Raw genomic sequence first — 22,725 nt, 5'->3', positions numbered from 1 at the left:
AAGTGTAAGACACTCTCTCCTAGGAGCATAAGAAAAACCGGAATCGCGCTGTGACGCGGTTCCGGTTTTTTGTTGCGAACGCTAAAAAAGAAAAATGACATGTTTTGTCCCAGCCTCTTTTTCTAAATCCCCTTATAAAATTCAAACAACGTCTCCGGTGTAAATGCAACGGGATTATTTAGCATATTGCCTGAAAAGCTATCATCGACAATGCGCTGAAGTTCGGCATCAGTTGTCACACCAAGCTCCGCCCATGTTGTGCGTAGCTGTAAATGGGCTTTTAATTTTTCAACGGCTTGTGCTAAATGATGCGCATCGTTAAATCCTAACTCACGACTAATCGCTTCTAAGCGGCCATCATCTTGTGCATTTATTGCATTATGTACCCAGAAGGCTGGTAGCGTAAAGGCGCATGCCTCGCCATGTGGCACACCAAGTTGCTCCGTTAAGGGGTATGAGCATGCATGTGCCGCAGCAGTTTGCGTTAAATTAAAGGCCATACCAGCTGCTACAGAGGCTTCCGCCATTTTCGTACGGACCGTAATATCCTCTGGGTGGTCATAAGCCTTCGGTAAATAATCAAATACAAGACGCGCCGCATGCTTCGCAAATAAATCTGTAAATGGCTGATGTTTTACGCTATACAATGCCTCAAGGGAATGTGCCAGTACATCAATACCGCTTGTTGCTGTCACTTTTTGCGAACAGCTTACTGTTAATAAAGGGTCAATTAGTGCATAACTTGCATAAAGAAGCCCGTCATTTAGCGGTGCTTTTTTGCCTGATATCGTATCCGTTAATACCGATACTTTTGTAATTTCACTTGCAGTGCCAGCTGTCGTCGGAATCGCAATCAGCGGAAGTCCAGCTTTTTCAAGTATGTACTGACCGTCAAAATACGTCTGTACAGATGCCGTGGTGGGCGCTAGTACAGCCGCTACTTTTGCGGCATCAAGTACACTACCTCCACCAAGTGCAATTGCAAAATCATACTGCTCCTCACGTAGTAAATCTACGCAGTCCTGTGTATTTTGAATCGTTGGATTTGGCTGAATATCATAAAACACCTCTTGTAGCGCTGGGTTTTGCTCCTTGATTTTCGCAACCGTTCCATTTTGAATCATTGATTTTGTCGAAATGATTAATCCTTTTGTTCCCTGCAATCGTGTAATAATTTGCGGCAGTTTGTCGAGTGCACCGATACCAAATTCAATGGGCACTTGTTGGTTAAATTCAAATGTTGTCATGATTCGCTCCTAGTAATAGCCATTTATCGGTAATTCTTCGTCATTTACTAAATAATGGCCAATGTCTTTTGCTTTATATGAAGAAGGATTATGCGAGGCAATGGTACGTAAATTCCGCCAATGTCTGTCAAGATGTGCCCCGCGTCTTGTTGCAGAAGCTCCACCAACATCAAAAAGCTTTGTCGCCGCTTCTAATGAAATTTTCTCAGCGATAATTTTCAAATAGGCTGCTTGTAATGCTGCTTCATGCTGATACTGCGCAAATTCAGCCGTCCCACGATGAGCAATCGCTTCATCTAGTGCTGTTGCCGCCTGCGTTAATGCTACTTTTACCGTAAAATTAGTGGCCTGTAGTTCGCCAATTGTTTGCAGTAAAAGTGGATCAAGTGATGCCTGATCTGCTGCCCCATGTGTAAACGTTCGTTGGCGACTTTTCACTAAGGCTACACTATCTTTGACAATACTTTCGACAATCCCTGCTGCAACGGCCTGTAAAAATAACTGACGAACCGGCACATACTGCTGCTTTTCACGCGCTAACTCCATTACTTCATGCGCCTCTACGGCTACATTCGTGAATGTTGTAGAACCACTCGCAGTTAATTGTTGGCCAAAGCCATCCCAGTCATCGAATACTTGTACTCCCAGTCGATTAGTCGGAATAAATGCCACAAAAACACGATTCCCTTCACCAGCAGCAAGCACATATACATAATCTGCATATAATGTACCGGTTGTAAAATACTTCCTCCCATTTAATGTATATCCTGTTGCGGTTTTCGTCAACGTTGTATCATACTGTTTACTGCCTTGAGGCTTGGCTGAAATCTCTGTTGTAGCATTTCCAACAAGCGCACCGTCTGCCACTAATTGCAGGCGGCGCGTTCGTTCCGCACTAGCTGGTGCTGCCAAATTATCCTCAACGAAAATAAAATGCGAACGCAAAGCATGCGCAACATCTGGGTCAGCAGTTGCGATACGTCGAATCACTTCAAACAATTCCTGATTAGTAATACCGCTCCCACCAAGTTCTTTTGGCAAACGCAATGCTCCGAGCTTTGCTTCTTTAATCCACTCAATCGCCTTCGTCGGTAAAAGACGCGCATCCTGTCCACGGCGTAGCTCTGCATCTGCTTGAATGCTTTCTAGCAAGTTTTCAAATGCTTGTGAATTTATGTTAATCGGTTCTGTTTCTACTTTAACCATTTCATGTCCTCCTATACATTTCGTTTATCTAGTTTTTTAGCAGTTTGATTTCCTACAAATTGAATCACTTGAACAATGACCACTAATAGCACGACCATAAAGAGCATGACGTCTGTTTGGAAACGGTAATAGCCATAACGAATTGCTAAATCCCCAATGCCCCCACCACCAACAATTCCTGCCATTGCAGAGTAAGAGATAAAACTAATTGTGGTAACTGTTAATGCCAGTAAAATACCCGAGCGCGCTTCGTTTAATAAGACATCTTTAATAATTAAATGCTTCGGTGTGCCGATCGCAATTGCCGCTTCGATTGTTCCCTTTGGTACTTCTTTCAAGGCTTGCTCAACAAGGCGCGCAAAATAAGGAATTGCGGCAATAGATAAAGGCACAGATGCCGCAAGCGGCCCAACAGTTTCACCAACAATCATGCGTGTCACTGGGATAAGCACTACTAGCAAAATAATAAATGGAAATGAACGAATCAAGTTAATGACCATATTAAGTAAACGATTAACCGTCGTATTTTGCTGAATTGAGCCTTGCTCCGTTAAAAAAACATATACGCCGAGTGGAGTCCCTAAAACAATTGCAGCCACTAATGAAAAACTAACCATCAATGCCGTTTGTCCAACACTCTCATAAATTTCCGGTAATAGTGGCAAAATATTATCAAACATGTACGACCTCTCCTTTCAACGCTTGTGCTGACTCTTTGCGACGGTTTTCAACGAGCAAATGACCAATACGCGTCGTTGCTGAAGTCGGTGCTTGTGATAAAACTAACTCCTCTTGCACGCGCCCCTCTTCCATCACTGCAACTCGGTGACATAATGTATTGACGACATCCATCTCATGCGTCACAACCACAAGTGTTACACCAAGCTGTTCATTAATAGATTTTAAGAAATCTAAAATATTTTCCGTTGTTTGTGGATCTAAGGCAGATGTCGGTTCATCACATAATAATACTTTTGGATTTAATACGAGGGCACGCGCAATTGCCACACGCTGTTTTTGGCCACCACTTAATTGTGAAGGGTAGTGCTTTGCCTTATCTGTTAATTCAACAACGTTCAAAATATGCTCAATCCGTTCAGCACGTTCCTTTTTAGGTACACCTGCAGCTTTTAAAGCAAATTCAATATTGCCGACCACTGTTTTATTCAGCAATAAATTAAAATGCTGAAAAATCATGCCAATTTCATGTCGTTTTTTTTCAAGTTGTTTTGGCTTTAAGGCTGTTAATTCTTCACCATCAAACCAGACTTCACCTGTCGATGGCTGTTCAATTAAGTTAATGAGTCGTAGTAACGTTGATTTCCCTGCACCACTAAATCCAATAATGCCGAAAATCTCCCCCTGCTTCACCGTAAGTGACGTATCATGCACTGCCTGAAACGATGATTTTTTCGACTTATATGCCTTACTCACATTTTTTAGTGTAATCAATCACAGCACCCTTTCTGTTGTATACTTATCAATTTACTTGGTATTTAATGCGAAAGAATTTACTCGCGGTACTACCTGTTCATAGAATACTGGCAATTCTTGCAATGGATGGCGAAATGCTATTAAAATTTTTTCAATACCAATCGCTTCAAGTGCTTTAATTTTCTCCGCAACCTGTTCATAACTACCAATTAGACCAACACGAAAGCCTTCATTATTGGCAACAAAATCGCTAATTTCTTTCGCATTTTTCCACATACCTTTCGTTTCCTTACTCTTTTTAAACTGTTCAATCGCTGCTTCATCCGCCTGTTCTAAAATATGTGCATACTCGCGCTGTGCCTCTTCCTCTGTTTCACGTGCAATCACATAGGCTGCCACCGCATATTTTACTGTGCGCTTATTTGTAAAACCTCGGACTGCTTCAATTTGTTCAATTAGTTCTTCAACTGGCGCACCATTCATAAAATAAATATCTGAGTTTGCTGCCGCAATCCGCTGCGATTCCTCTGAATTTCCGCCTTGATAAATTGCTGGATACGGTTTTTGTATCGGTTTTGGTGACAATGTTCCACCATTAATTTTGTAAAAGTCTCCGTCAAAATGAAAATTATCCTTCGTCCATAACCCTTTTACTACCTGTAAATATTCCTCTGAGCGACGATAACGATCTGCATGCTGAATCCATTCAATACCAAAGGCTTCTTGCTCTGCCTTAAACCAACCACTCACTAAATTAATATGAAAACGTCCATTAGAAATCACATCTAATGTAGCGCCTGCTTTTGCTAATGTTACGGGATGGATGAACCCTGGTAATATAGCAGCCAATAAATGTACCTTTTCTGTTTTCATCGCCATCGCGCTAATGATACTAAGTGGATCAAGCTGTCCTGAGTCTGAAGCTGAACCGCCAATACGCCCTACATAACGCACTGGATATAAAATACCTTCCACACCTAATCGATCTGCTAATTGTGCCAATTCAATATTGTAAGCAATATCGCTACGCTTTTCTTGTACAACATGTGAGCGTAAAAATCCTCCACTCACATTACCTCCCCATGTTAAAAAATTCATAATGATTCCTCCTATACCGTTACTGGATTAAACTTCGGTAACACATCTTTACCAAAACGTGTCGCTTCTTCTGCATGTGGGAAGCCAGATAAAACAAAGTGTGTAATGCCCACATTGACATAGTCATCAAGTGCTTCTTTTACCTGATCTGGTGTTCCAACGATTGCGGTCCCTGCACCTTTTCTTACTTTCCCAATGCCGGTCCAGCTATATTTGTCGAAGCGGTCTGTTTTTGCGGCAATTTCCGTCATACGCTGCTGTGCGACAGAGTCACTGCCCGATTTAATTTGCTGAATCGACTGCTGTACATCCGTATCAATTTGGCTAATAATATGATGCGCCGCTGCCCATGCCTCTTCCTCTGTATCACGTACCACAATATGCAGACGAATGCCATATTCTAACGTACGACCATATTTTTTAGCACGCGCCTTTACATCTTGGATTTGTTCACCAATGCGCGCCACTGGTTCACCCCATTGTAAAAACACATCCGCATGCTCGGCCGCAATTTCTTTGGCGATATCAGAAGAGCCACCAAAATAAATTGGAATGCCTGCTTGCTGTTTAAGTGGTGGGAATAGCGTCGCATCTGTTGTTTCGAAAAATTCACCTTTATGCGTCACAGAGTCTTCCTGCCATGTTTTTTTAATCACATCTAAAAACTCACCCGTACGTTCATAGCGCTCACCATGCTCTGTATAATCGCCGTCTTTTGCGAGTTCGGTTTGTGAACCACCTGTCACCACATTTACTAATAAACGGCCATCAGAAAACTGATCCAATGTTGCCGCCAGTTTAGATGCCACAGTTGGTGAAATAAAGCCTGGACGGAATGCTACAAGTGGACGAATTTTTTTCGTATGATGAACGATAGCTGAGCCCACTGCCCATGAGTCTAAATAGGGTACGCCTGTTGGAATTAAAATACCTTCAAAACCAGCATCCTCAGCCGCCTGTGCTACTTGCGTAATCGTTTCTAAATTTGCTGGACGCTGCGGTTTTTCCGTTCCTAAAAATTCACCATCGCCATTTGTTGGTGCAAACCAGTAAAAATGTGTATTTGTCATTATAAATTCCTCCTATAAGATAGACGTAGCAAATTGTTGCCATGCCTCTTTTTTTGTATGTTGTTTATAGTAATTCGCATAGGTTCTTACGGGGTCTCCCGAATAAAAACGCTCATATAATTCATGGCGTGCTCCGAGCTGACTGCCAACTAAATCCCATGCTACCTTATTCAATAATGTGCGATCATATCCATTCAATGAGGCACCTTCAAAATAGGAATGCCATTCTGGATGTACATCAAATAATTCAAGTGTCGCAGGTGCTTGAAGTAAGCCTGATGCACTTAGTTTTTGAATAATTTCAATCGCTTTCGGATAATAGGTCGTTCCTAAATTTCGTGCAGTCGCCAAATATTGCTTGTTCGGTAAATATACACCGTTAATTAATTGCCCTGTTTGCTGAGCTGTTTGAAGTAAGGCCTTAATGACCTCAATTTGTGAGAATAGCGTTGCTAATTCATTTTGAACATGTAAGAAAGACGTAATATCCGCCTCACTTGCTAAACGATTCGCAAGTGCCGCTACTGCTGTCAACTTACGCACAAGTCTTACTACTGTTTGATGCTGACTTAGTGCCCCCGCTACAGGATCTTGCTGCAATTTCCAAGCCGCTTCCGGGTCCTCGTGTACTAGCACATATTCCCATGGGATGAGTACGTCTTCAAAAAGCAACACCGCATCCATTTCATCAAATCGTGCACTAAGTGGCTGATTTACTTTATCGTCACTTGCAAAGGAAGCGCGGCTAATAATTTGTAGACCCGCTAAATTCGCTGGAATCAGGAAAATATTAGCCAACGATTTTTGTTCAGCACTACGTGGGTGAAATGATGAAATAATGTATTCATCTACATATGGTGCAGCTGTCGCAATCGTTTTTGCACCGCGTACAATTACGCCTTCTTCTGTTTTTTTCACAATCCGAAGCTGTCCACTAGCCACTTCAACTGCAGATTGACTACGTTTACGCTGTAGATCCTGTGCCGCTGCAGTTGATAGTAATTCGTGCTCTTTGGAATCGTTATAACGCCGTATGATTTTCTCCTCAAAATGTGGAATATATGTAGCAATCTGACGTCGATTTGCGTACCATCCTGTTTCAATTTCTCTCGAATATTCGGATAGACGGCTCATCATTCCAAAAGTCTCATCCACCCAAATCTCATAGGCATGCTGCTTTTTCTGTAGTTGCTCTATATTTTTAGGAATATGAAACGAAGCATGTCTCCCCTCTATATATAATGCTTCATTTGATAATGTAAGTAATTTTTCAATTGTGGCCACTGTGCCTTTAAATGCATGATGCGATGCCAAATGCTCTACCTTTTCTGTACCGTACCAAACATTTCGTCCATCATTTAAACGTTCTAGCCAAGCTGTCATAAAAGCAACTCCTCTCGTTGCTGAATTTTCGTTAAAAATGTATCTAAATAATCATCAAGCGGTAATTTATCATAATTTTCAAAAAATAAAGATTGGATACGGAATGGGTCGCCTGTATAAAAGCGTTCATATAAATCATGACGACTCCCTAGTTCACTTCCTACAAGTTCCCACCCAATACGGAAAAGAGCCGTTTTTTGTTTTGCTGAACTCGCAGCGCCGACATAATATGTTTCAAGTTGCTTTTGTAATGCTTCATCTTCAAAACGTTCGATTAATGTGGACGGTAGCTGTGTAAATCCACCTGCCCCAATTTCCTTTAAAATACTAATCGCGCGACTATAATAACTCGTTCCAAGATTTCGTACGACTTGTAGTTGTACAGCACTTGGTGTAAAAACACCATTCTCTTGCACAAATCCATTCGTTTCCGAGGTGTGTAGCAATGCTTCAATTGTATCTACCTGCATGTACAGTTCGCCCACTTTTTGCTGAACATTTAAAAATTCTGTTACGCGAATACTTTCAGCAACCGCCGTCGTTACACCTGCCACAAATTTTAATTTCGTCAATAAACGAATGACCGTTTGATAATGTGCTAACTCATTTAACTGCTGATGACGATGCGCTTTTACTACTCCCTCTGCATTGCCGCGTATGAAAATGCGGTCATTCGGGATAAATACACGATTAAATACGACTACTGCATCCATTTCATCAAATTGACTAGCAAGCGGATATAATGCCAAATCCTGCGCCGCATGACTTTTACGGCAAATAATTTCAAGTCCTGGTGACTGTGTAGATACAATAAAGAAATTAGCAAACTTCTCTTGCTCTTCTGCTTTACTATAGGGTGTATTTACTAAAATATCGTCAACATAAGGGGCGCCTGTCGCAATCATTTTTGCACCACTTACGTAAATACCATCTGTTGTTTCTTCTACAACATGTAGTAGCGCATGCTCAGGGCGCTCTGTCAGTGGCTTCGAACGATCAATTTGTGGATCAGCAATAGCTGTCGTTAGCAAACGGCGCTCTGATTTTAATTGCTCATAATACCTTTCTATTTTTTGGGGAAATGTCGCATCATACTGTGCAAACTGCTCGCGGTCTATGTAGTATCCGGTAATCAATGCATAAGCATAATCGGATAACCGGCTCATCATGCCAAAACTTTGTATACTCCATGCCTCAAAAGCTGCACGTTTTTCTAACAATTGCTCTTTAGTTGTCGGAATTGAAAATGCCTGATGTACATACTTACCAAGTTTGGCATCCTTATAACCAACCGGCTCGTCATCAATACGTGCTAATAATTCTTGAATCGTTTGAAAAGTCCCTTTAAACGCTGCATGCTCTGCTAAATTAGTTACTTGCTTCCCATCTAGCCAAACATGGCCCGCACCTTTAATTGCTGTCATTCCATCCTCTCCTTTCTATGATTACGGCTAGTTGTCTAGTCCGTAAAACACAATCGGAGCCCTTCTATTATGAGAAGAGCTCCGGTGGTCCAGTCGCTATAAATATTTAATTAAGAAAACAAAAAGAGCTCTTAACAAATCGCATCAAATGTGTCGGTTAAGAGCTCTGGTTGTCCAGTCACTGTAAAATTCTTATGCTTCATAGATTAAACGAATAATACCCATTGGTCAAGTATGAATTAAAAAATATTTTAAAAAATAATCATTGCTAATTTTTCTATTACTTGCTAGAATACTCTTTAATTCCTATCGGCTAACTTATATTTCCGACCGGACTACCGGAGGCACGTATGTTTTTACATATAGTGCCTCTTTTATTTTACCCAAATTAAGGAGGATATGAAGAATGAAGAAAATTGTAACCATTTTATTAAGTATTGTACTTTTAGCGGTGCTCGCTGCTTGCGGCAAGACATCAAGCGACAATAAAGCTAGTGCAGATGATACAAAAACAATCCGCATTGGCTTTACCCCAGGACCATATAGTGATCAAGTACGTAAAGGGATTGAGCCAATTCTAAAGAAACAAGGCTACACTATTGAATACAAAGAATTTACAAGTGGTAATGAAGTGAATTTTGCCCTTGCTGAAGGATCACTAGATGCCGATATTTATCAACATACGGCATATTTCAAAAATTTTATTAAAGAAAATAATGTCGATTTAACCGAAACTATCAAAGTTCCGACTGCACCGATGGGTCTTTACTCAGACCGCTATGATTCATTAAAAAATTTAGATAAAAACAAAGAATATAAAATTGCGATTCCTAATGATCCACCAAACTTTGCACGCGCTCTTCGTTTATTAGAACAACTTGATTTCGTGACACTCAAGAAAGATTATGAGCCATTAACTGTTAGTAAGCATGATGTTAAAGACTATCATATCAATATTAAATTTGTGGAAGTTGAGCAAGCCCAATTGGCTCGCGTCATTAGTGATGTTGATTTCGCACTCGTAAATGGCAATTATATTTTAGCAGCCGACCGCAGCTTAGATGATAGTCTATTACTAGAGGACCCGCCATTTGAATACCAAAATTTAATTGCTGTTCGCACAGAGGATCAAGATAAACAATTTGTAAAAGATTTAACGGCCGCCTATAAAACTGATAGCTTCCAAAAATTAATCGAAACAGATGCTGAATTTAAAGGCTTCTGGCAGCCAGATTATTTTAAATAATAACTATAAAGAGGCTTTGACATACGTATAAAAACAACCGTTCCTATGAGCATAAGAAAAACCGGAACCGCGCTATAGCGCGATTCCGGTTTTTCGTTGCGAACGCTAAAAAAGGAAAATGACTTGTTTTGTCCCAGCCTCTTTATTATGTCTTTAAAATTTGTAACGTCTCTTCTAAAAATAAATGCCTATTAGCTACATTTTCGATTCCTCTAGCCACGCGGTCATAACGGAATGCACGAATAATCGCTTTCAGACGCTTCGCGACGGCTCGCTCCTCCTTTGTCCATACACGATACTTTTGATACGCCTCCGTAAATAATGTGTAACGCTCCTCAGCCGAAAACATGCTGTCCGATTCCACATGCCAACAGCAATAGACAGCTACCGCAATGCACTCATTTAACAGGCGCTCATCGCCAGCTAAATTAAAGTCAAAAACACTTTGCACACAGTCTCCATCAAATAACATATTATAATGACAAAAATCCCCTTGCACAGCAGCTATCGGCAGACGCTTCCAACAATTCTTCAAGTATGTACGATGTGCTAAATACTGTGTTTCAATTTCTTCAAAAATATTTTCTTGCCCGTACGCTGCCTTCATTTCTAAAAAGCTTAGCTCATTTTCATCATAATCCCCAATTGCCTCCGTTGCATTACCACCAAATAGACTCCAAGACGTCGCTCGGTGAAAACGGTACGATTGACGAAGTGATTCTGCATGCAGTTTTCCAAGCATCGTGGCCATTGATAGAAGCATACTATCTGTTAAATGATTTACTTCTCGTCCAAACTGACGTGTTTCTATCGTCCAAGTGAGGCCATCTTTTGCTACTGCATATACCTCATCTTGTGTTTTTTTATACCTAGGCACCGGTAAAATCCCTATCAATTTATTTGCAAATTGTGCCTGTTGCTCTACCTGCCAAAGTGGTGCTTTTTCTCCTTTTACAATCCACTCGTCTCCTTCTATATCACGAATAGCATAGATTTTTTTCTCACTATCGCGTATAACCTTTTTCTTTTCGGTTCGGATGCCCCAAGTTTGTTCTATCATTTTTTCACTTCTTCCTTTATTTTTATCTTTTATGTAAAAATCCAATTGAAAATCTATAATAACACTAGCGTGACCGATATATATAAAGAATTTATTTCCATTAATTATATAATATAAATCGAACGGAGATGTTTTACATTTTGGCTCATTCTATTTCATTGCAAAAAGTTTATTTTTTCAGTGACAATTTTACATTTGCCTATGCCATTCAAGGTTTTGTTGAACGATATTTAGCAAATGAAATTGAACTCATTAACATTGTTTATTTTCATACACAAGCAGATAAACAGCGTTATACAGCAAATCAAGTGCTCTCTGAAACCGTTCAAAATTTAAATGAAATCGGGCTAAACAATTTTGATTTTATCCAGCCGGTCGTCATTACTGGCAGACAGGAGCTTAAACAAATGTCAATTGAGGAAGATAGCGCGATTATTACGATTTTCAATTCAACAATTAGCTATGAAAAATTTGAAGAAAATCCTGTTTTCACAAACCGACTACATCATAATTTCTTTAATCTTCATCTTCCTTATCATGATGTACTTAATGCAAGATTATTTTATGCGTATTAAGGCATTGCGTTATAACCGTGATACATTAGGTGTTTATATTAAGGCATACCGGTCCCATCTGAAAAAAGAAAAAGATTTCGACCCAAGTTTTTATACAGTACCCGCACATCGATAAACAATTTCTAAGCAGACGGTTTTTAATTTGAGACCATGAAACATTGTAAAATGGTATTATCTAATGCATTCTATCCAGCAAAAAACTCCTATAACACATACCTGTCGTAGGAGCTTTTTAGTTATTCCATTTCTTTTAATAATTGATGCAAACGCCCTTCATAAAAAGTATATAGATCATGATGATCAAGTAATTTAAAAACTTCAAGCGCCTGGCGACTAAGTTCGATTCCCTCTTCTTTTTTATCTAAAATCATACGCAAGCCTGTATAGTATTTAATCATCGTTTGCTCGAAGAAACGATTTTGCTCACTATATAATTTTTTAGCAACATTTAAAAATATGTCTATCTTTTTATAGTTTTTTATTTTAAAACTTATATTGATAAGATTGAACAATAACATTCCAATAATTTCATAATCGCTTTTTAATTCTTTATATTTTAAAGCTCTATCTATTAGATTATCTGCGAGAAGCATTGTTGTATTAGGTGGAAATAAGTATAAAAAATTATTGAACAAAACCAATTCATAATAAGTCCATTCATTAACACTCATTAGATACTCCGTTAGCTCCTGACGATAAAACTCTGGTATTTTTTCTATATCAAATTTCATTGCAATGCACTCACATAAAATGACTAAATGTCGATAATAAATATCCTGTGTTTCTTCAAATTTATATTGGGAATGCTCTTTTAATTTATTTACACTTTCAAAATCATTTTTCACATACATATCTATTATTTCTGAATAAGTACCTGTCTTCTCACTTACTTTAAAATCATTTTTCATAAAAAGAAATTCATCATAATTCACATTACAATAGTCTAAAATATATGTTAATTTCTCTGAAGAAATTTGATGATGATTGTTTTCGATTTTTGCTAAATAGGGTCTTGTAATCATCATGGCATTGGCAACTTGTTGTTGTGTTAGACTTTTGCTCTTACGGATTCGTTTTATTAATGTTCCAATTTTCAATTTCTCCACCATCCAAATGTGTCATATAGTTTACAAACTGTGCACAAGGTTCACTTTTCTATTATATTATTTTTAAGGAGGTGATGATAATGGAAAAACATAAATTTTCAACAAAATTTAAAACAGCACTAGGGTATTATTCTTTGCTAGCAGCAACAGTTATTGTCGCAGCAGCAGATCACTGGTGGCTAGTTAAGCCTTAAATTCTTAAATATGCTTTTATCTAAAGAATGATTCCATTATTCATCCCAAATGGAGATCACCTCTTACTAGTACTTAATTTAAAAATCCCTATTATGTAATAACCCGAATTGGGCCCACAATTCTTCACCGCCATGAGAATTGTGGGTTTTTCTGTATCAAAAAGGAGGAAAGGATATGAAAGTTTATTTTGACGAGCAGCATTTTTTGCGAGAAGCAACATTGGACCAGCAACATCTACAGCAAAAAATCACTGAATATGAGCGACAATTCTCCCATGCGAAGGATTTAGAAATATACCGGCTTGCTAGTATTCTTGGTTATTATTATCGCCTTCACAGTGTGCATGTTCCAACTGATATTGTTGTGGCTGAAAATTATTTTCACATCTGTCTGGATTATGCGCGAGAAAACAATGACCCTAAAAAAGAACTCATTACACTTGTTCGTCTTGGTGAAACATACAAATATAGTGACTTACATGCGCTTGCGTTAAAATTATTTAAAAAGGCACTATTCTTATGTGATACACATCTTATCGAATCACATCGAGATTTTATTTTGCAGCATATGGGGAAATGTTATATGGAAGTTGGGTTTCATCAAAAGGCTCAAAACTGTTTTCATCAAGCATTAGCACTACGCAAGCAAAAAAGAATACGGAATTAATTGACTCCACCAAAAAGGCACTTTTGCTAAATCATAAGCTTGAAATGACAGGTAGATTTTCAAAATGAATTTATAAATAAAACAATTAACAAACTAATTTATTAACTAATTAATTTTAATTTTTACACATGTTGACTCTACAGCTACTGGATACTTTATGCTCAACGTAGAAATCATGAAGGAGTTATACTTATGAAAGCAAATATACAATTACGCGCTCTTGAACGTGAAGATCTACGCTATATTCATCTCTTAAATAACGACAACAAAATTATTTCTTATTGATTTGAAGAACCTTATGAATCATTTGCCGAGTTACAAGATTTATTCGAGAAACATATTCATAACCAAAGTGAACGTCGTTTTATCTTAATGGATGATAAACAAATTGTTGGTCTCGTTGAGCTAGTAGAAATCGATTTAATTCACCGAAATGCAGAGTTTCAAATTATTATCGACCCACAATCACAGGGAAAAGGTTACGCAAGTATAGCTACTAAACTTGCAACTGAATATGCCTTTACGATTTTAAACTTGCACAAGATTTATTTACTCGTCGATAAAAAGAATCACAAGGCAATTCATATTTATCAAAAGACAGGCTTTCAAATTGAAGGCGAACTGAAAGAAGAATTTTTCATTAATGGGAGCTACCATGATGCGATTCGAATGTGCATGTTCCAGCGCGATTTTTTAAACAATTAAAATAAAAACACTACTCGATATTGAGAGTAGTGTTTTTATTTATTAATTAGTTAACAAATTAACTAACTAACTAATTAATTATTTTTTCTTCTTGAAAGTGCCTCTGTGCCAATGGCACCAATAATCGCTATAAGCAATGGTCCTGCCATCCAAAAAAGCGAATCATTAAAAAAGGTGATTTGCCAATCTAAAAAATGATTTCCAAGTGCTACAATAATTTTAATAATAATTAGCAAAGCCCCAATTAAAAATAGCCCATCGAAAAAAGCTTTTAACTTCGGATGATTTGTTGTTTTCCGCATATAAGCCTCCTATCGTTCTACACTTTTCATTTATTCAAATAATACATTTCTGTTATTTTTTAGGATTCGAAGAGGTGTGATAAACGCCAAACTATTGTCATCCGGATCATTAAAGTGAATTTTTGCGCGAGCCCCTATTTCATTTGCTATTAGGAATGGCTCAGTCGGCGCAAATCCAAAAGCTTCTCTTGATGCAATATCCCGATGTTGCAACCGTTTGACTACATCTTCTAAATCCTCCAGCTCTACTTAAAGCAATATGCCGAACAAATGGGTGACAAGATACGTTAGCATGTTACAATCCTAACTAGTTTTTCTGTTCTACAATCTAAAAGAATATAAATTTATCGTCTACAAGATGATCTACTATTAAACCTAAATTATTGTAAAAATCGATAGCTATTTTTAAATTCGATTGGGAAACGTGCATCATACAATTCGTTAATTATCTGATGTTCTATTTAAATTTATTTATTAATTAATAGTTTAATAAATTAACTAATTAATTTCAAAAACATATACTTCTTCATTCAATAGCCTACCACCTATACGAACTTTTACCGTTTTAACATAGTCTGCACCTAAATACGTATAGAAGTGGCGCGTCGCATTATCCGCTAACACATCGACATATACTTTTTTATAGCCCTGCTTTTTAAAAGCGTGCATCAGTTGGTCTACTAATTTGCGACCAATTCCCTGCCCATGACAAACATCTAATAAGTAAAGTGATGTTAAGTCCGTCACACCTACTTCTGTATTTTCCTTACGTTTTCCTCCGGTAATGAAGCCGATAATTCCCGATGAATCCTCAGCTACAAATATCATATTTTCACGATTTTCTAAATTTTGATTCCATAATTTTGTGCGCTCTCCTACAGATAATTCATCTAAAAAATATTGTGGAATAATCCCCTTATACGTTGTTTGCCAACTTTCAACATGCACTGCTGCAATCCCACTTGCATCTTTTTTTATAGCTTCGCGAATAGTGATCATACTGTCTCCCCCATTCTTTAGTTGTTAGTATACAGGAATTTTTTTACATTATCAGCTAACTTATTTAAACACTTTTTTAAGAAAAGAATACGCTGTGCTACAATAAGTACAGCATTCATAGAAAGGAGCCTCCACTTCAATTGCTCACTCGAGATACACTTGAAAAACAACAAATTTATTATTATTTCTTGGCACTCTTTCTTGGTGCACTCGCTGGTATCTTCTCACCTTCAATTGCCAGCTCATTCTCTGCAATTATTTCGATAACACTCGCCATTTTAATGTATAGCATGTTTTCGCAAATTCCATTTACATCCTTAAAAAAATCATTCGTCAATAAGCGTTTTCTTGCAGCACTATTAACGACAAATTTTCTTGTAGTACCGCTAGTTGTCTGGCTATTAACACACTTACTACCTGACAATTCACCGATGCTTCTTGGAGTCTTTCTTGTTTTACTAACACCTTGCATTGACTATGTCATCGTTTTCACAGCGCTTGGTCGTGGGAATGAAAAGCTAATGCTCCTTGCTACACCGATTTTATTACTTGCGCAAATGCTCTTGCTACCAGTTTATTTAACACTTTTTATGGGAGAGCATGCCGCAGCAATTATCGAAATTCGCCCATTTATTGAAACATTTTTAGTCATTATTTTACTACCACTAATTGTTTCTGTTTGTACTCAATTACTTGCAACGAAAAAAGAAGTTGCCCAAAAGGTACTTGATGGTTCCGCGTGGCTACCGGTTCCGTTCATGGCATTCACTTTATTTATCATTGTGGCTTCACAAATTACGAAGGTCTTAACATTTATCGAGGATATTTTAATTGTCATTCCAATCTATATTTTATTTATGCTCATCATGCCGTGGATTGCCAAAGCGATTGCAACGCTTTTCCGCTTAGACATCGATGCAGGACGTGCGTTAATTTTTAGCAGCTTCACACGAAATTCACTCGTTGTGCTCCCATTAGCTCTTGCACTTCCTAGCGCTGTACAAACTTTTGTCGCGGCCATTATTGTAACGCAAACAATTGTTGAAATTATTATGGAGCTCCTTTATATCCGCCTCGTTCCAGCATTTATTTTACGAGACAAAAAAGCAGAAAACGCGTAAAGCATTTTCTGCTTTTTCTTATTATTGACCGTAAATTTGGAAGCCTCTTTTTTGCTGTGCATCCTTTAATAAAATAATAATGTTCGGAAACTCTTCAACATTTACATCCTCATGACTTGTGATGCCATTAACTTCCTCGCCAATTAAACCAAGTAAGAACGGGTTCAATTGCTCTGCTACTGTAATAAATGCTTCATTTATTGCAGCAGAACCTGTACGGCGCAATACTTTTGGGGACACGCTAAGCGTTAGCCAACTGGTCTCACCCTCTGATTGCATTGCCGTCACAACGCATGGGACACGCCCTTCAGCTACACGTAATTGCCCCTGTAACTCTACATAATCTCCTGTAAAATGAGCTATGCCAACAACATTATCTGTATGTAATCGTTCAAGCGCCTGTACTAATTGACCTTCAGTAAGCTCCAATGACAATTCATAAAAGCCGCCTTTATCGTACTTTTCCATTTTATCCCCCCTATTTAACATTATTGTATAACAAAAAAAGCCTGAAAGCCTAAAAGCTTCATATTCTATTTTCCTTCTTTTAAATACAAGCACATACTAAATAACGAATTCAAACCTTTATTCGTTATTTAGTATAGCTTCGACAAGTGGCATTAATGGATGCAGTAGCCCGTTTTTTTCTGCAGCATCTACCATGGAAAGCTGTGCAACCGCTGCATTTTTTGGTGCGTCTTGCAGTGCTGCCATAACAATTTTGTCATGCGCCACTTTATCGCCCGCCATTAATAAATCAAATGCTTTTGGAATGACCACAACCTCTACCTCTCTAGTTACATATGTATATAAACGTTTAAGCGTTCCTTCGACCGTTTGTGGATTCGTGAAAAATAAGGTTAGCGGTAGTTTTTGTTGTTTGAGTAATTTAAAAAACGGCACATCAATTTCAATCATCGGTACCGACAATGACGCATCCATTAACGCAATATAATTCGTACACGTTACAACAAGGACATCTGGTTTAGTTGTTGCAATCCATTGGAGCTGCTTCCCTACCTGCATTTTGGCTTGCTCTATTTGATGATGTTGTACATGCCACATCACACCTGGATCTACATAGTGCTCCAGTTGGACAGTATGACTATAAAAAGCCCGTTCTATATAAGCAATATTTGAGTAGTGTGCATGCAAACATGCAATATTTATCATTGTCTTCACCTCAGTAAATTTATTTATTAATTGTTTTATAAATTAACTAATTAATTTTATTTAGTATAACAAAAAAGAAGCTATGCCACGTTTTAGATGGTAGCTTCTTTTAATTTATTAGTTAGTTTATTAGTTCACGAACCATCACCTTTTCACCGTGGACATCAAGCTCTCCATTAAAGTGAAAGCCCATTTTTTCATAGAGTTGAATGGCAAATAAATTATCATCGTAAACACTTAAAAAAATGCTATGACAATGATATTTTTCCGTTAAAAAATCCAACACTTGTTTCATAAAATATTTGCCGTAGCCTCTTCCTTGAAAATGCTCATCAATTAAATATCGATCAAACCAAATGCGTTCCTCGTTATTTTCTACAAAACGGCCATACATTGCAAAGCCAACCATTGTATTATTGTCATACAATCCAACAGGTACATAGCGCGTATCTTCACGCGCTTCAGTTAGACACTCTTCCACTGTCTCTACATAACCTTGCTGATTTGGCGCTACTTTTAATTGTAGTGCCTGTTGTTTATTATCTACTGTGATTTCACAGATTTCCGAAAACATAATTTCAAGACCCTTCTTTTTCTTTTACATCCTTACTGTAAACTATCCAGTTACTGTATAGTCAAGCACTACAGCTTCAAACATATTATATAGAAGGGAATTTATTTATTAATTAGTTAATAGTTTAATAAATTAACTAATTAATTTTAAAACACTCATATGCTGAAAAAACAGCATATGAGTGTTTTACTAATGTATTATTTTGTGAAATCAATTACCATACGGCCTGTGATTTTACCTTCTTCCATTTCTTCTAAAATATCATTAATATCCTCGATTGGACGAAGGGCAACTTTCGGCACTACTTTACCCTCAGCTGCAAATTGGAATGCCTCTTGTAAATCTTGACGCGTTCCTACTAATGAACCCACTACTTGAATGCCGTCTAGTACAAGGCGTGGAATATTTAAATCCATTTTATCGACAGGTAAACCAACTGCTACAACTCGTGCACCTGCTTTTACAACATCAATTGCTTGGTTAAATGGCGTTTTTGCAACTGCTGTAATAACCGTTGCATCTAGCCCTTTACCGCCTGTTAATTCTTTTGCTTTTTCAACAGGGTCCTCATTTAATGAATTTACGGTTGCATCCGCACCTAGCTCTTTCGCAAAGGCTAATTTTTCATCGCTAATATCAAATGCGACTACTTTAGCGCCAAATACATTTTTAGCATACTGTACAGCTAAATTTCCTAAGCCGCCAATACCAAATACACCAATCCATTGACCTGGTCGAATTTGTGATTCTTTCACTGCTTTATATGTCGTAACTCCCGCACATGTCACTGAAGACGCTGCTGCAGGATCTAAATTATCTGGTACTTTTACTGCGTAATCGGCTTTAACAATAACTTCCTCAGCCATTGCGCCATCGACTGTATAACCCGCATTTTTTACATCACGGCACAATGTTTCGCGGCCTGTTGTACAATATTCACAATGTCCACAACTCTCGTACATCCATGCGATTGATACACGGTCACCGACTTTTAATGATTCGACACCTTCGCCGATTTCAATAACTTTTCCGACACCTTCATGTCCAAGCACCACGCCTGTCACATCACCAAAATCTGCGTTTTTCACATGTAAGTCTGTATGACAAACGCCACAATATTCGGTTTTTACCAGTGCCTCTCCATATTCTAGTGCTCTTAATTGCTTGTCCTCAACTTTAACGGACTTATCACTCGTTACTACTGCTGCTTTCATCTAAAAATTTCTCCTTTCTCATTTGGGGAATATTTTTCGGTGAAAAATAAATGATTATAATTATCATTTATGGTTTCACTATACTTTTTTTACATAATTTAGTCAATTTATTTTTTCTGAATTTTCTTTTAATTAAAATAATAAACATTACCTTTATTGTGAATTTCTATCAAAAATCAACCGTATTTCAATGCGATAAAATAGTAAAGTAAGTTTTATTACCTATTTTTTTATGAATACGTCAAATTACATTAAATAAGTTTATAAAAAAAGAAAGACCTATTAAATAATATACGTCTTTCTTTTAATTGATTAATATGAAGTTATTTTTTACATTTCCTAATTTTTTTTAGTGCATTTTTAAATTACTCATAATTGTTTCTTTTTTAACGCTGCGCTAAACTTTAGTTACTTGACGCTCATTCAATTTATTGAAAACCGAAGCCAGTATTTGCTGAAACAACATACCAAAAACAACTGGCATCGCAACTTTGGCCGGAAAATAGGTTGTCGCAATAATGACACCTACCGCAATATTTCGCATACCTGCAGTAAATAAAAATGTCGTTGCAATCGTCCGATCCTTCCAAACGATGTAACCAATAATAAATGCAATCAAATAGCCAGAAACCGCAAGTGCAAAAACAATACCAATCACAAGCGCCAATTCACTATTGATATTTTTTAAATAGGGCGCAATCGCACTGCTATTAATCATAATAACACCAAATAAGCATAGCTTTGATAGAGGAGATAACACCGCACCATATTTTCGTTGAATTTGTCCTTTTGACACCTCATTTATGACGATTCCTAATAGAGAGGGTAGTACAATCATCCAAATTAAATCCATAATCAAACCCATTGTATCGATTTGAATCGTTTCTCCAACAAAAAGATGAAGAAGGGCAGGCATAATAATCGGAGCTAATAATGTGTCAATTAAAATAATAGCTAAACATAGTGGAATATTTCCTCGACCAATTGTTACCCAAATGACACTCGTTACACCGGTTGGGACTGCAACCGATAAAATAAAACCAATCGTCAGTAAATGATCATCAAAAACCCATTGGGATAATCCATATGCCCAAAGTGGCATTAAAATATGTAAAAAAGCAATTGTGAATAAAATCGTTTTAGGATACTTTGTAAAAACTTTCACATCACGAAAATTCATTTTCAACCCACTAACAAGTGTCATAAAAGCAAATAACCATGCTACTAAAAATAGTAAATGTTGTCCGATATCCTCTAAAATTACACCTACTACTAGACTAAGTGGTGTTAGAATGGGCATCCATCTCTGTATAAAGTGATTTAATTTATTTAACATCTATACCCCTTCTTTCATTCCATAACAAAAAATCGCGACTAAGCGCGATTCATTTTAATTATTCACGTGTAACAAAATAGCTATGTACCCATCCATACTCATTAATACTTGGAACATGTACATAATACCAGCCATCTGATTCATCATAGACTTGTAGTTCCGTACCATTTTCTAGCTCTGCAATTTTCGGATACGTCTTTTCTGCACCTTCACGTAATACTAATGTGTCGTTATATACTTCGACAAAAGCTGCGTACGCTTCTTTGTATGTTGGTGCAGTAATCGATGTAAATGTGCTATTTACCCAACCTTCTACACCTTTGCCAATCACAAATACTTTATACCAGTTGCCTTGTTTGCTAATGACCTTAAGCGCCGTTCCATTTGGCAATTCCTTTGGTAGGGCTAATGGCGATTCTGCACTTGGGGCCTGTCTTAAATTCAATCCATCTTTTAAACGACCTGTACTCACGTAAATATTGTCTTCTTCTGACGAATTTTCCAGTGAGTTATTAAGCATTTTATAAATTTTATTTCCGAGCTTTGAATTTAAAGCTTTGGCACTTTCTGCAATCTTATCATTCAACAAATCTAACTCATCTTCAGATTTCTCTGCGACATCTTCATTATTTTGCTCGTCCGCTATTTCTAAACGCAGCGATTGAATCAATGCTTGAGAATAGTTTTCTAGTAACGCATACTCTGTGCTATTTTCTTCAAATGCTTCCTTTAAAAAATAAGTTTTAAAGAGCTGTGAAGCCTTCGCCGCAGTATCACCTTCTAAATATGATGTATTCACAATATTTACAAGCGCTCGTTTGAATTCTTGCTTCTTATCTTGAATAGGTGTGTCATATTGTTGTTCATATTTATGTGCATACACTAAAACATTCTCTGCTATTTCTAGTGTACGATCATCAACAATTTCATTAAGTTCCTTCGTGAAATTCTTCGGAACCTTTTCCTCTTTTGCTGCTATCATTTTATTACTCTGATCACTCTCAGCACTCGTCGAACTACAAGCAGCTAGCAAACTCGTTGCTATGATGAGGCAGCTTACTCTTTGAAATGTTTTATTCATTTGTGTACCTCCAACATTGCTAGTCTTTCTTATTCTAACGGAAAATGGTTAGTTTAGGGAGGTTTTTATAAAAATGAAACGAAAGCATTAAAATTTATAAAATTAATTAGTTAATAAATTAATAGTTTAACTAATTAATATAGAGTATCTATTACTATTTGTTTCACGTGAAACAAACCCTTTCTACCTCCCGTGCTTTCGCTGATTTCACAACGACTTTAATTATTTCTGGCATTTTTAAAGACTTCCAAAACATATAACTATAGTTTGAATCATATGATTATAACCACAATGTAAAGATATTTTCATGTGTGCCTATTAACAAGGTTCGTTGCGCATGCTTTACGACTAATTGATCCATTGCCTTCCTTATTCTATGCCGTGCTACTTCATTTAATTCTCCACTAGGGAGGGAAAACGATGGTTGACGCCCCATAGTTTATGCATTACTTCTTCAAAACGTTTCACTGGTGCACTAGAAACACGGCGTTCATTTAAACCTTCAAGAGT

At 37.5% G+C, this 22,725-nt stretch carries 21 protein-coding genes and 2 pseudogenes; 5 read left to right on the top strand and 18 right to left on the bottom strand.

The features are described from left to right. Positions 1-122: 122 nt before the first annotated feature. The 8 genes and pseudogenes from QI30_RS04600 to QI30_RS04565 all read right to left on the bottom strand — a co-directional run bounded on the left by QI30_RS04600 (position 123) and on the right by QI30_RS04565 (position 8,862). On the bottom strand, positions 123-1,247 hold the full coding sequence (locus QI30_RS04600; protein ID WP_126989779.1) for an iron-containing alcohol dehydrogenase family protein: 1,125 nt from the start codon (positions 1,245-1,247) through the stop codon (positions 123-125). A gap of 9 nt (positions 1,248-1,256) precedes the next feature. Next, on the bottom strand, positions 1,257-2,453 hold the full coding sequence (locus QI30_RS04595; protein WP_126989778.1) for an acyl-CoA dehydrogenase family protein: 1,197 nt from the start codon (positions 2,451-2,453) through the stop codon (positions 1,257-1,259). A gap of 11 nt (positions 2,454-2,464) precedes the next feature. After that, positions 2,465-3,133, bottom strand: a complete 669-nt coding sequence (locus QI30_RS04590; protein ID WP_126989777.1) for a methionine ABC transporter permease — start codon at positions 3,131-3,133, stop codon at positions 2,465-2,467. Positions 3,134-3,239: 106 nt separating this feature from the next. Continuing rightward, positions 3,240-3,905 (bottom strand): annotated as a pseudogene (locus tag QI30_RS04585) (methionine ABC transporter ATP-binding protein); the annotation flags it as partial. A 33-nt stretch (positions 3,906-3,938) separates the two neighbouring features. Next, on the bottom strand, positions 3,939-4,985 hold the full coding sequence (locus tag QI30_RS04580; protein ID WP_126989775.1) for an LLM class flavin-dependent oxidoreductase: 1,047 nt from the start codon (positions 4,983-4,985) through the stop codon (positions 3,939-3,941). An 11-nt stretch (positions 4,986-4,996) separates the two neighbouring features. Beyond that, entirely contained in the window at positions 4,997-6,055 is a 1,059-nt protein-coding gene (locus QI30_RS04575; protein ID WP_126989774.1) for an LLM class flavin-dependent oxidoreductase, read from the bottom strand. Positions 6,056-6,067: 12 nt separating this feature from the next. Further along, positions 6,068-7,438: a 4-hydroxyphenylacetate 3-hydroxylase N-terminal domain-containing protein gene (locus QI30_RS04570; RefSeq protein ID WP_126989773.1), complete on the bottom strand. Its 1,371-nt coding sequence runs from the start codon at positions 7,436-7,438 to the stop codon at positions 6,068-6,070. Then, on the bottom strand, positions 7,435-8,862 hold the full coding sequence (locus QI30_RS04565; protein WP_126989772.1) for a 4-hydroxyphenylacetate 3-hydroxylase N-terminal domain-containing protein: 1,428 nt from the start codon (positions 8,860-8,862) through the stop codon (positions 7,435-7,437). The genes QI30_RS04570 and QI30_RS04565 overlap by 4 nt, the downstream gene beginning before the upstream one ends. A 406-nt stretch (positions 8,863-9,268) precedes the next feature. Here QI30_RS04565 and QI30_RS04560 point away from each other — a divergent pair, with 406 nt between their 5' ends. Beyond that, positions 9,269-10,108: a MetQ/NlpA family ABC transporter substrate-binding protein gene (locus QI30_RS04560; RefSeq protein WP_126989771.1), complete on the top strand. Its 840-nt coding sequence runs from the start codon at positions 9,269-9,271 to the stop codon at positions 10,106-10,108. Between the two features lie 145 nt (positions 10,109-10,253). Here the strand turns inward: QI30_RS04560 and QI30_RS04555 are convergent, their stop codons facing one another. Then, on the bottom strand, positions 10,254-11,168 hold the full coding sequence (locus QI30_RS04555; protein ID WP_126989770.1) for a phosphotransferase: 915 nt from the start codon (positions 11,166-11,168) through the stop codon (positions 10,254-10,256). A 140-nt stretch (positions 11,169-11,308) separates the two neighbouring features. Here QI30_RS04555 and QI30_RS04550 point away from each other — a divergent pair, with 140 nt between their 5' ends. Beyond that, positions 11,309-11,743, top strand: coding sequence for a hypothetical protein (locus QI30_RS04550; RefSeq protein ID WP_126989769.1), 435 nt, complete (start codon positions 11,309-11,311; stop codon positions 11,741-11,743). A gap of 236 nt (positions 11,744-11,979) precedes the next feature. Here QI30_RS04550 and QI30_RS04545 read toward each other — a convergent pair whose 3' ends face one another. Then, positions 11,980-12,840, bottom strand: a complete 861-nt coding sequence (locus QI30_RS04545; protein ID WP_158620965.1) for a helix-turn-helix domain-containing protein — start codon at positions 12,838-12,840, stop codon at positions 11,980-11,982. Between the two features lie 378 nt (positions 12,841-13,218). On the opposite strand from QI30_RS04545, the gene QI30_RS04540 reads away from it, so the two are divergent. Next, positions 13,219-13,710, top strand: a complete 492-nt coding sequence (locus QI30_RS04540) for a hypothetical protein (protein WP_126989767.1) — start codon at positions 13,219-13,221, stop codon at positions 13,708-13,710. Positions 13,711-13,902: 192 nt separating this feature from the next. After that, positions 13,903-14,415 (top strand): annotated as a pseudogene (gene speG / locus QI30_RS04535) (spermidine N1-acetyltransferase). A gap of 74 nt (positions 14,416-14,489) precedes the next feature. Here speG and QI30_RS04530 read toward each other — a convergent pair. Beyond that, positions 14,490-14,717 carry a hypothetical protein gene (locus tag QI30_RS04530; RefSeq protein WP_126989766.1) on the bottom strand — a complete coding sequence of 76 codons (228 nt, stop codon included), beginning with the start codon at positions 14,715-14,717 and terminating at the stop codon, positions 14,490-14,492. A gap of 498 nt (positions 14,718-15,215) precedes the next feature. Then, entirely contained in the window at positions 15,216-15,716 is a 501-nt protein-coding gene (locus QI30_RS04525; protein ID WP_233600518.1) for a GNAT family N-acetyltransferase, read from the bottom strand. A 140-nt stretch (positions 15,717-15,856) separates the two neighbouring features. Here QI30_RS04525 and QI30_RS04520 point away from each other — a divergent pair, with 140 nt between their 5' ends. Beyond that, on the top strand, positions 15,857-16,837 hold the full coding sequence (locus QI30_RS04520; protein ID WP_126989765.1) for an arsenic resistance protein: 981 nt from the start codon (positions 15,857-15,859) through the stop codon (positions 16,835-16,837). 21 nt (positions 16,838-16,858) lie between these two features. Here the strand turns inward: QI30_RS04520 and QI30_RS04515 are convergent, their stop codons facing one another. The 6 genes from QI30_RS04515 to QI30_RS04490 all read right to left on the bottom strand — a co-directional run bounded on the left by QI30_RS04515 (position 16,859) and on the right by QI30_RS04490 (position 22,215). Then, positions 16,859-17,305 carry a hypothetical protein gene (locus QI30_RS04515; protein WP_126989764.1) on the bottom strand — a complete coding sequence of 149 codons (447 nt, stop codon included), beginning with the start codon at positions 17,303-17,305 and terminating at the stop codon, positions 16,859-16,861. Positions 17,306-17,422: 117 nt separating this feature from the next. Continuing rightward, positions 17,423-18,010 carry a hypothetical protein gene (locus QI30_RS04510; protein WP_126989763.1) on the bottom strand — a complete coding sequence of 196 codons (588 nt, stop codon included), beginning with the start codon at positions 18,008-18,010 and terminating at the stop codon, positions 17,423-17,425. A gap of 121 nt (positions 18,011-18,131) precedes the next feature. After that, entirely contained in the window at positions 18,132-18,584 is a 453-nt protein-coding gene (locus tag QI30_RS04505; RefSeq protein WP_126989762.1) for a GNAT family N-acetyltransferase, read from the bottom strand. Between the two features lie 197 nt (positions 18,585-18,781). Next, complete coding sequence (gene adhP, locus QI30_RS04500; protein ID WP_126989761.1) at positions 18,782-19,798, bottom strand: alcohol dehydrogenase AdhP; 1,017 nt, start codon at positions 19,796-19,798, stop codon at positions 18,782-18,784. A gap of 397 nt (positions 19,799-20,195) precedes the next feature. After that, a complete protein-coding gene (locus QI30_RS04495; protein WP_126989760.1) occupies positions 20,196-21,134 on the bottom strand; it encodes a bile acid:sodium symporter family protein in 939 nt (312 codons plus the stop codon). Positions 21,135-21,192: 58 nt separating this feature from the next. Then, entirely contained in the window at positions 21,193-22,215 is a 1,023-nt protein-coding gene (locus tag QI30_RS04490) for an SH3 domain-containing protein (RefSeq protein WP_126989759.1), read from the bottom strand. Between the last annotated feature and the right edge of the window lie 510 nt (positions 22,216-22,725).

It is taken from the genome of Candidatus Kurthia intestinigallinarum (genome assembly GCF_003991225.1).
GTDB classification, from domain to species: domain Bacteria; phylum Bacillota; class Bacilli; order Bacillales_A; family Planococcaceae; genus Kurthia; species Kurthia populi.
Note: the sequence above shows the minus strand (reverse complement) of the source record. Positions and strands in the feature narration are given on the sequence as shown.

Bases quoted from the DNA above. Each gene is read 5' to 3' on its own strand.
- QI30_RS04600 (WP_126989779.1), bottom strand. From the start codon at position 1,247: ATGACAACATTTGAATTTAACCAACAAGTGCCCATTGAATTTGGTATC.
- QI30_RS04595 (WP_126989778.1), bottom strand. From the start codon at position 2,453: ATGGTTAAAGTAGAAACAGAACCGATTAACATAAATTCACAAGCATTT.
- QI30_RS04590 (WP_126989777.1), bottom strand. From the start codon at position 3,133: ATGTTTGATAATATTTTGCCACTATTACCGGAAATTTATGAGAGTGTT.
- QI30_RS04580 (WP_126989775.1), bottom strand. From the start codon at position 4,985: ATGAATTTTTTAACATGGGGAGGTAATGTGAGTGGAGGATTTTTACGC.
- QI30_RS04575 (WP_126989774.1), bottom strand. From the start codon at position 6,055: ATGACAAATACACATTTTTACTGGTTTGCACCAACAAATGGCGATGGT.
- QI30_RS04570 (WP_126989773.1), bottom strand. From the start codon at position 7,438: ATGACAGCTTGGCTAGAACGTTTAAATGATGGACGAAATGTTTGGTAC.
- QI30_RS04565 (WP_126989772.1), bottom strand. From the start codon at position 8,862: ATGACAGCAATTAAAGGTGCGGGCCATGTTTGGCTAGATGGGAAGCAA.
- QI30_RS04560 (WP_126989771.1), top strand. From the start codon at position 9,269: ATGAAGAAAATTGTAACCATTTTATTAAGTATTGTACTTTTAGCGGTG.
- QI30_RS04555 (WP_126989770.1), bottom strand. From the start codon at position 11,168: ATGATAGAACAAACTTGGGGCATCCGAACCGAAAAGAAAAAGGTTATA.
- QI30_RS04540 (WP_126989767.1), top strand. From the start codon at position 13,219: ATGAAAGTTTATTTTGACGAGCAGCATTTTTTGCGAGAAGCAACATTG.
- QI30_RS04530 (WP_126989766.1), bottom strand. From the start codon at position 14,717: ATGCGGAAAACAACAAATCATCCGAAGTTAAAAGCTTTTTTCGATGGG.
- QI30_RS04525 (WP_233600518.1), bottom strand. From the start codon at position 15,716: ATGATCACTATTCGCGAAGCTATAAAAAAAGATGCAAGTGGGATTGCA.
- QI30_RS04515 (WP_126989764.1), bottom strand. From the start codon at position 17,305: ATGGAAAAGTACGATAAAGGCGGCTTTTATGAATTGTCATTGGAGCTT.
- QI30_RS04510 (WP_126989763.1), bottom strand. From the start codon at position 18,010: ATGATAAATATTGCATGTTTGCATGCACACTACTCAAATATTGCTTAT.
- QI30_RS04505 (WP_126989762.1), bottom strand. From the start codon at position 18,584: ATGTTTTCGGAAATCTGTGAAATCACAGTAGATAATAAACAACAGGCA.
- adhP (WP_126989761.1), bottom strand. From the start codon at position 19,798: ATGAAAGCAGCAGTAGTAACGAGTGATAAGTCCGTTAAAGTTGAGGAC.
- QI30_RS04495 (WP_126989760.1), bottom strand. From the start codon at position 21,134: ATGTTAAATAAATTAAATCACTTTATACAGAGATGGATGCCCATTCTA.
- QI30_RS04490 (WP_126989759.1), bottom strand. From the start codon at position 22,215: ATGAATAAAACATTTCAAAGAGTAAGCTGCCTCATCATAGCAACGAGT.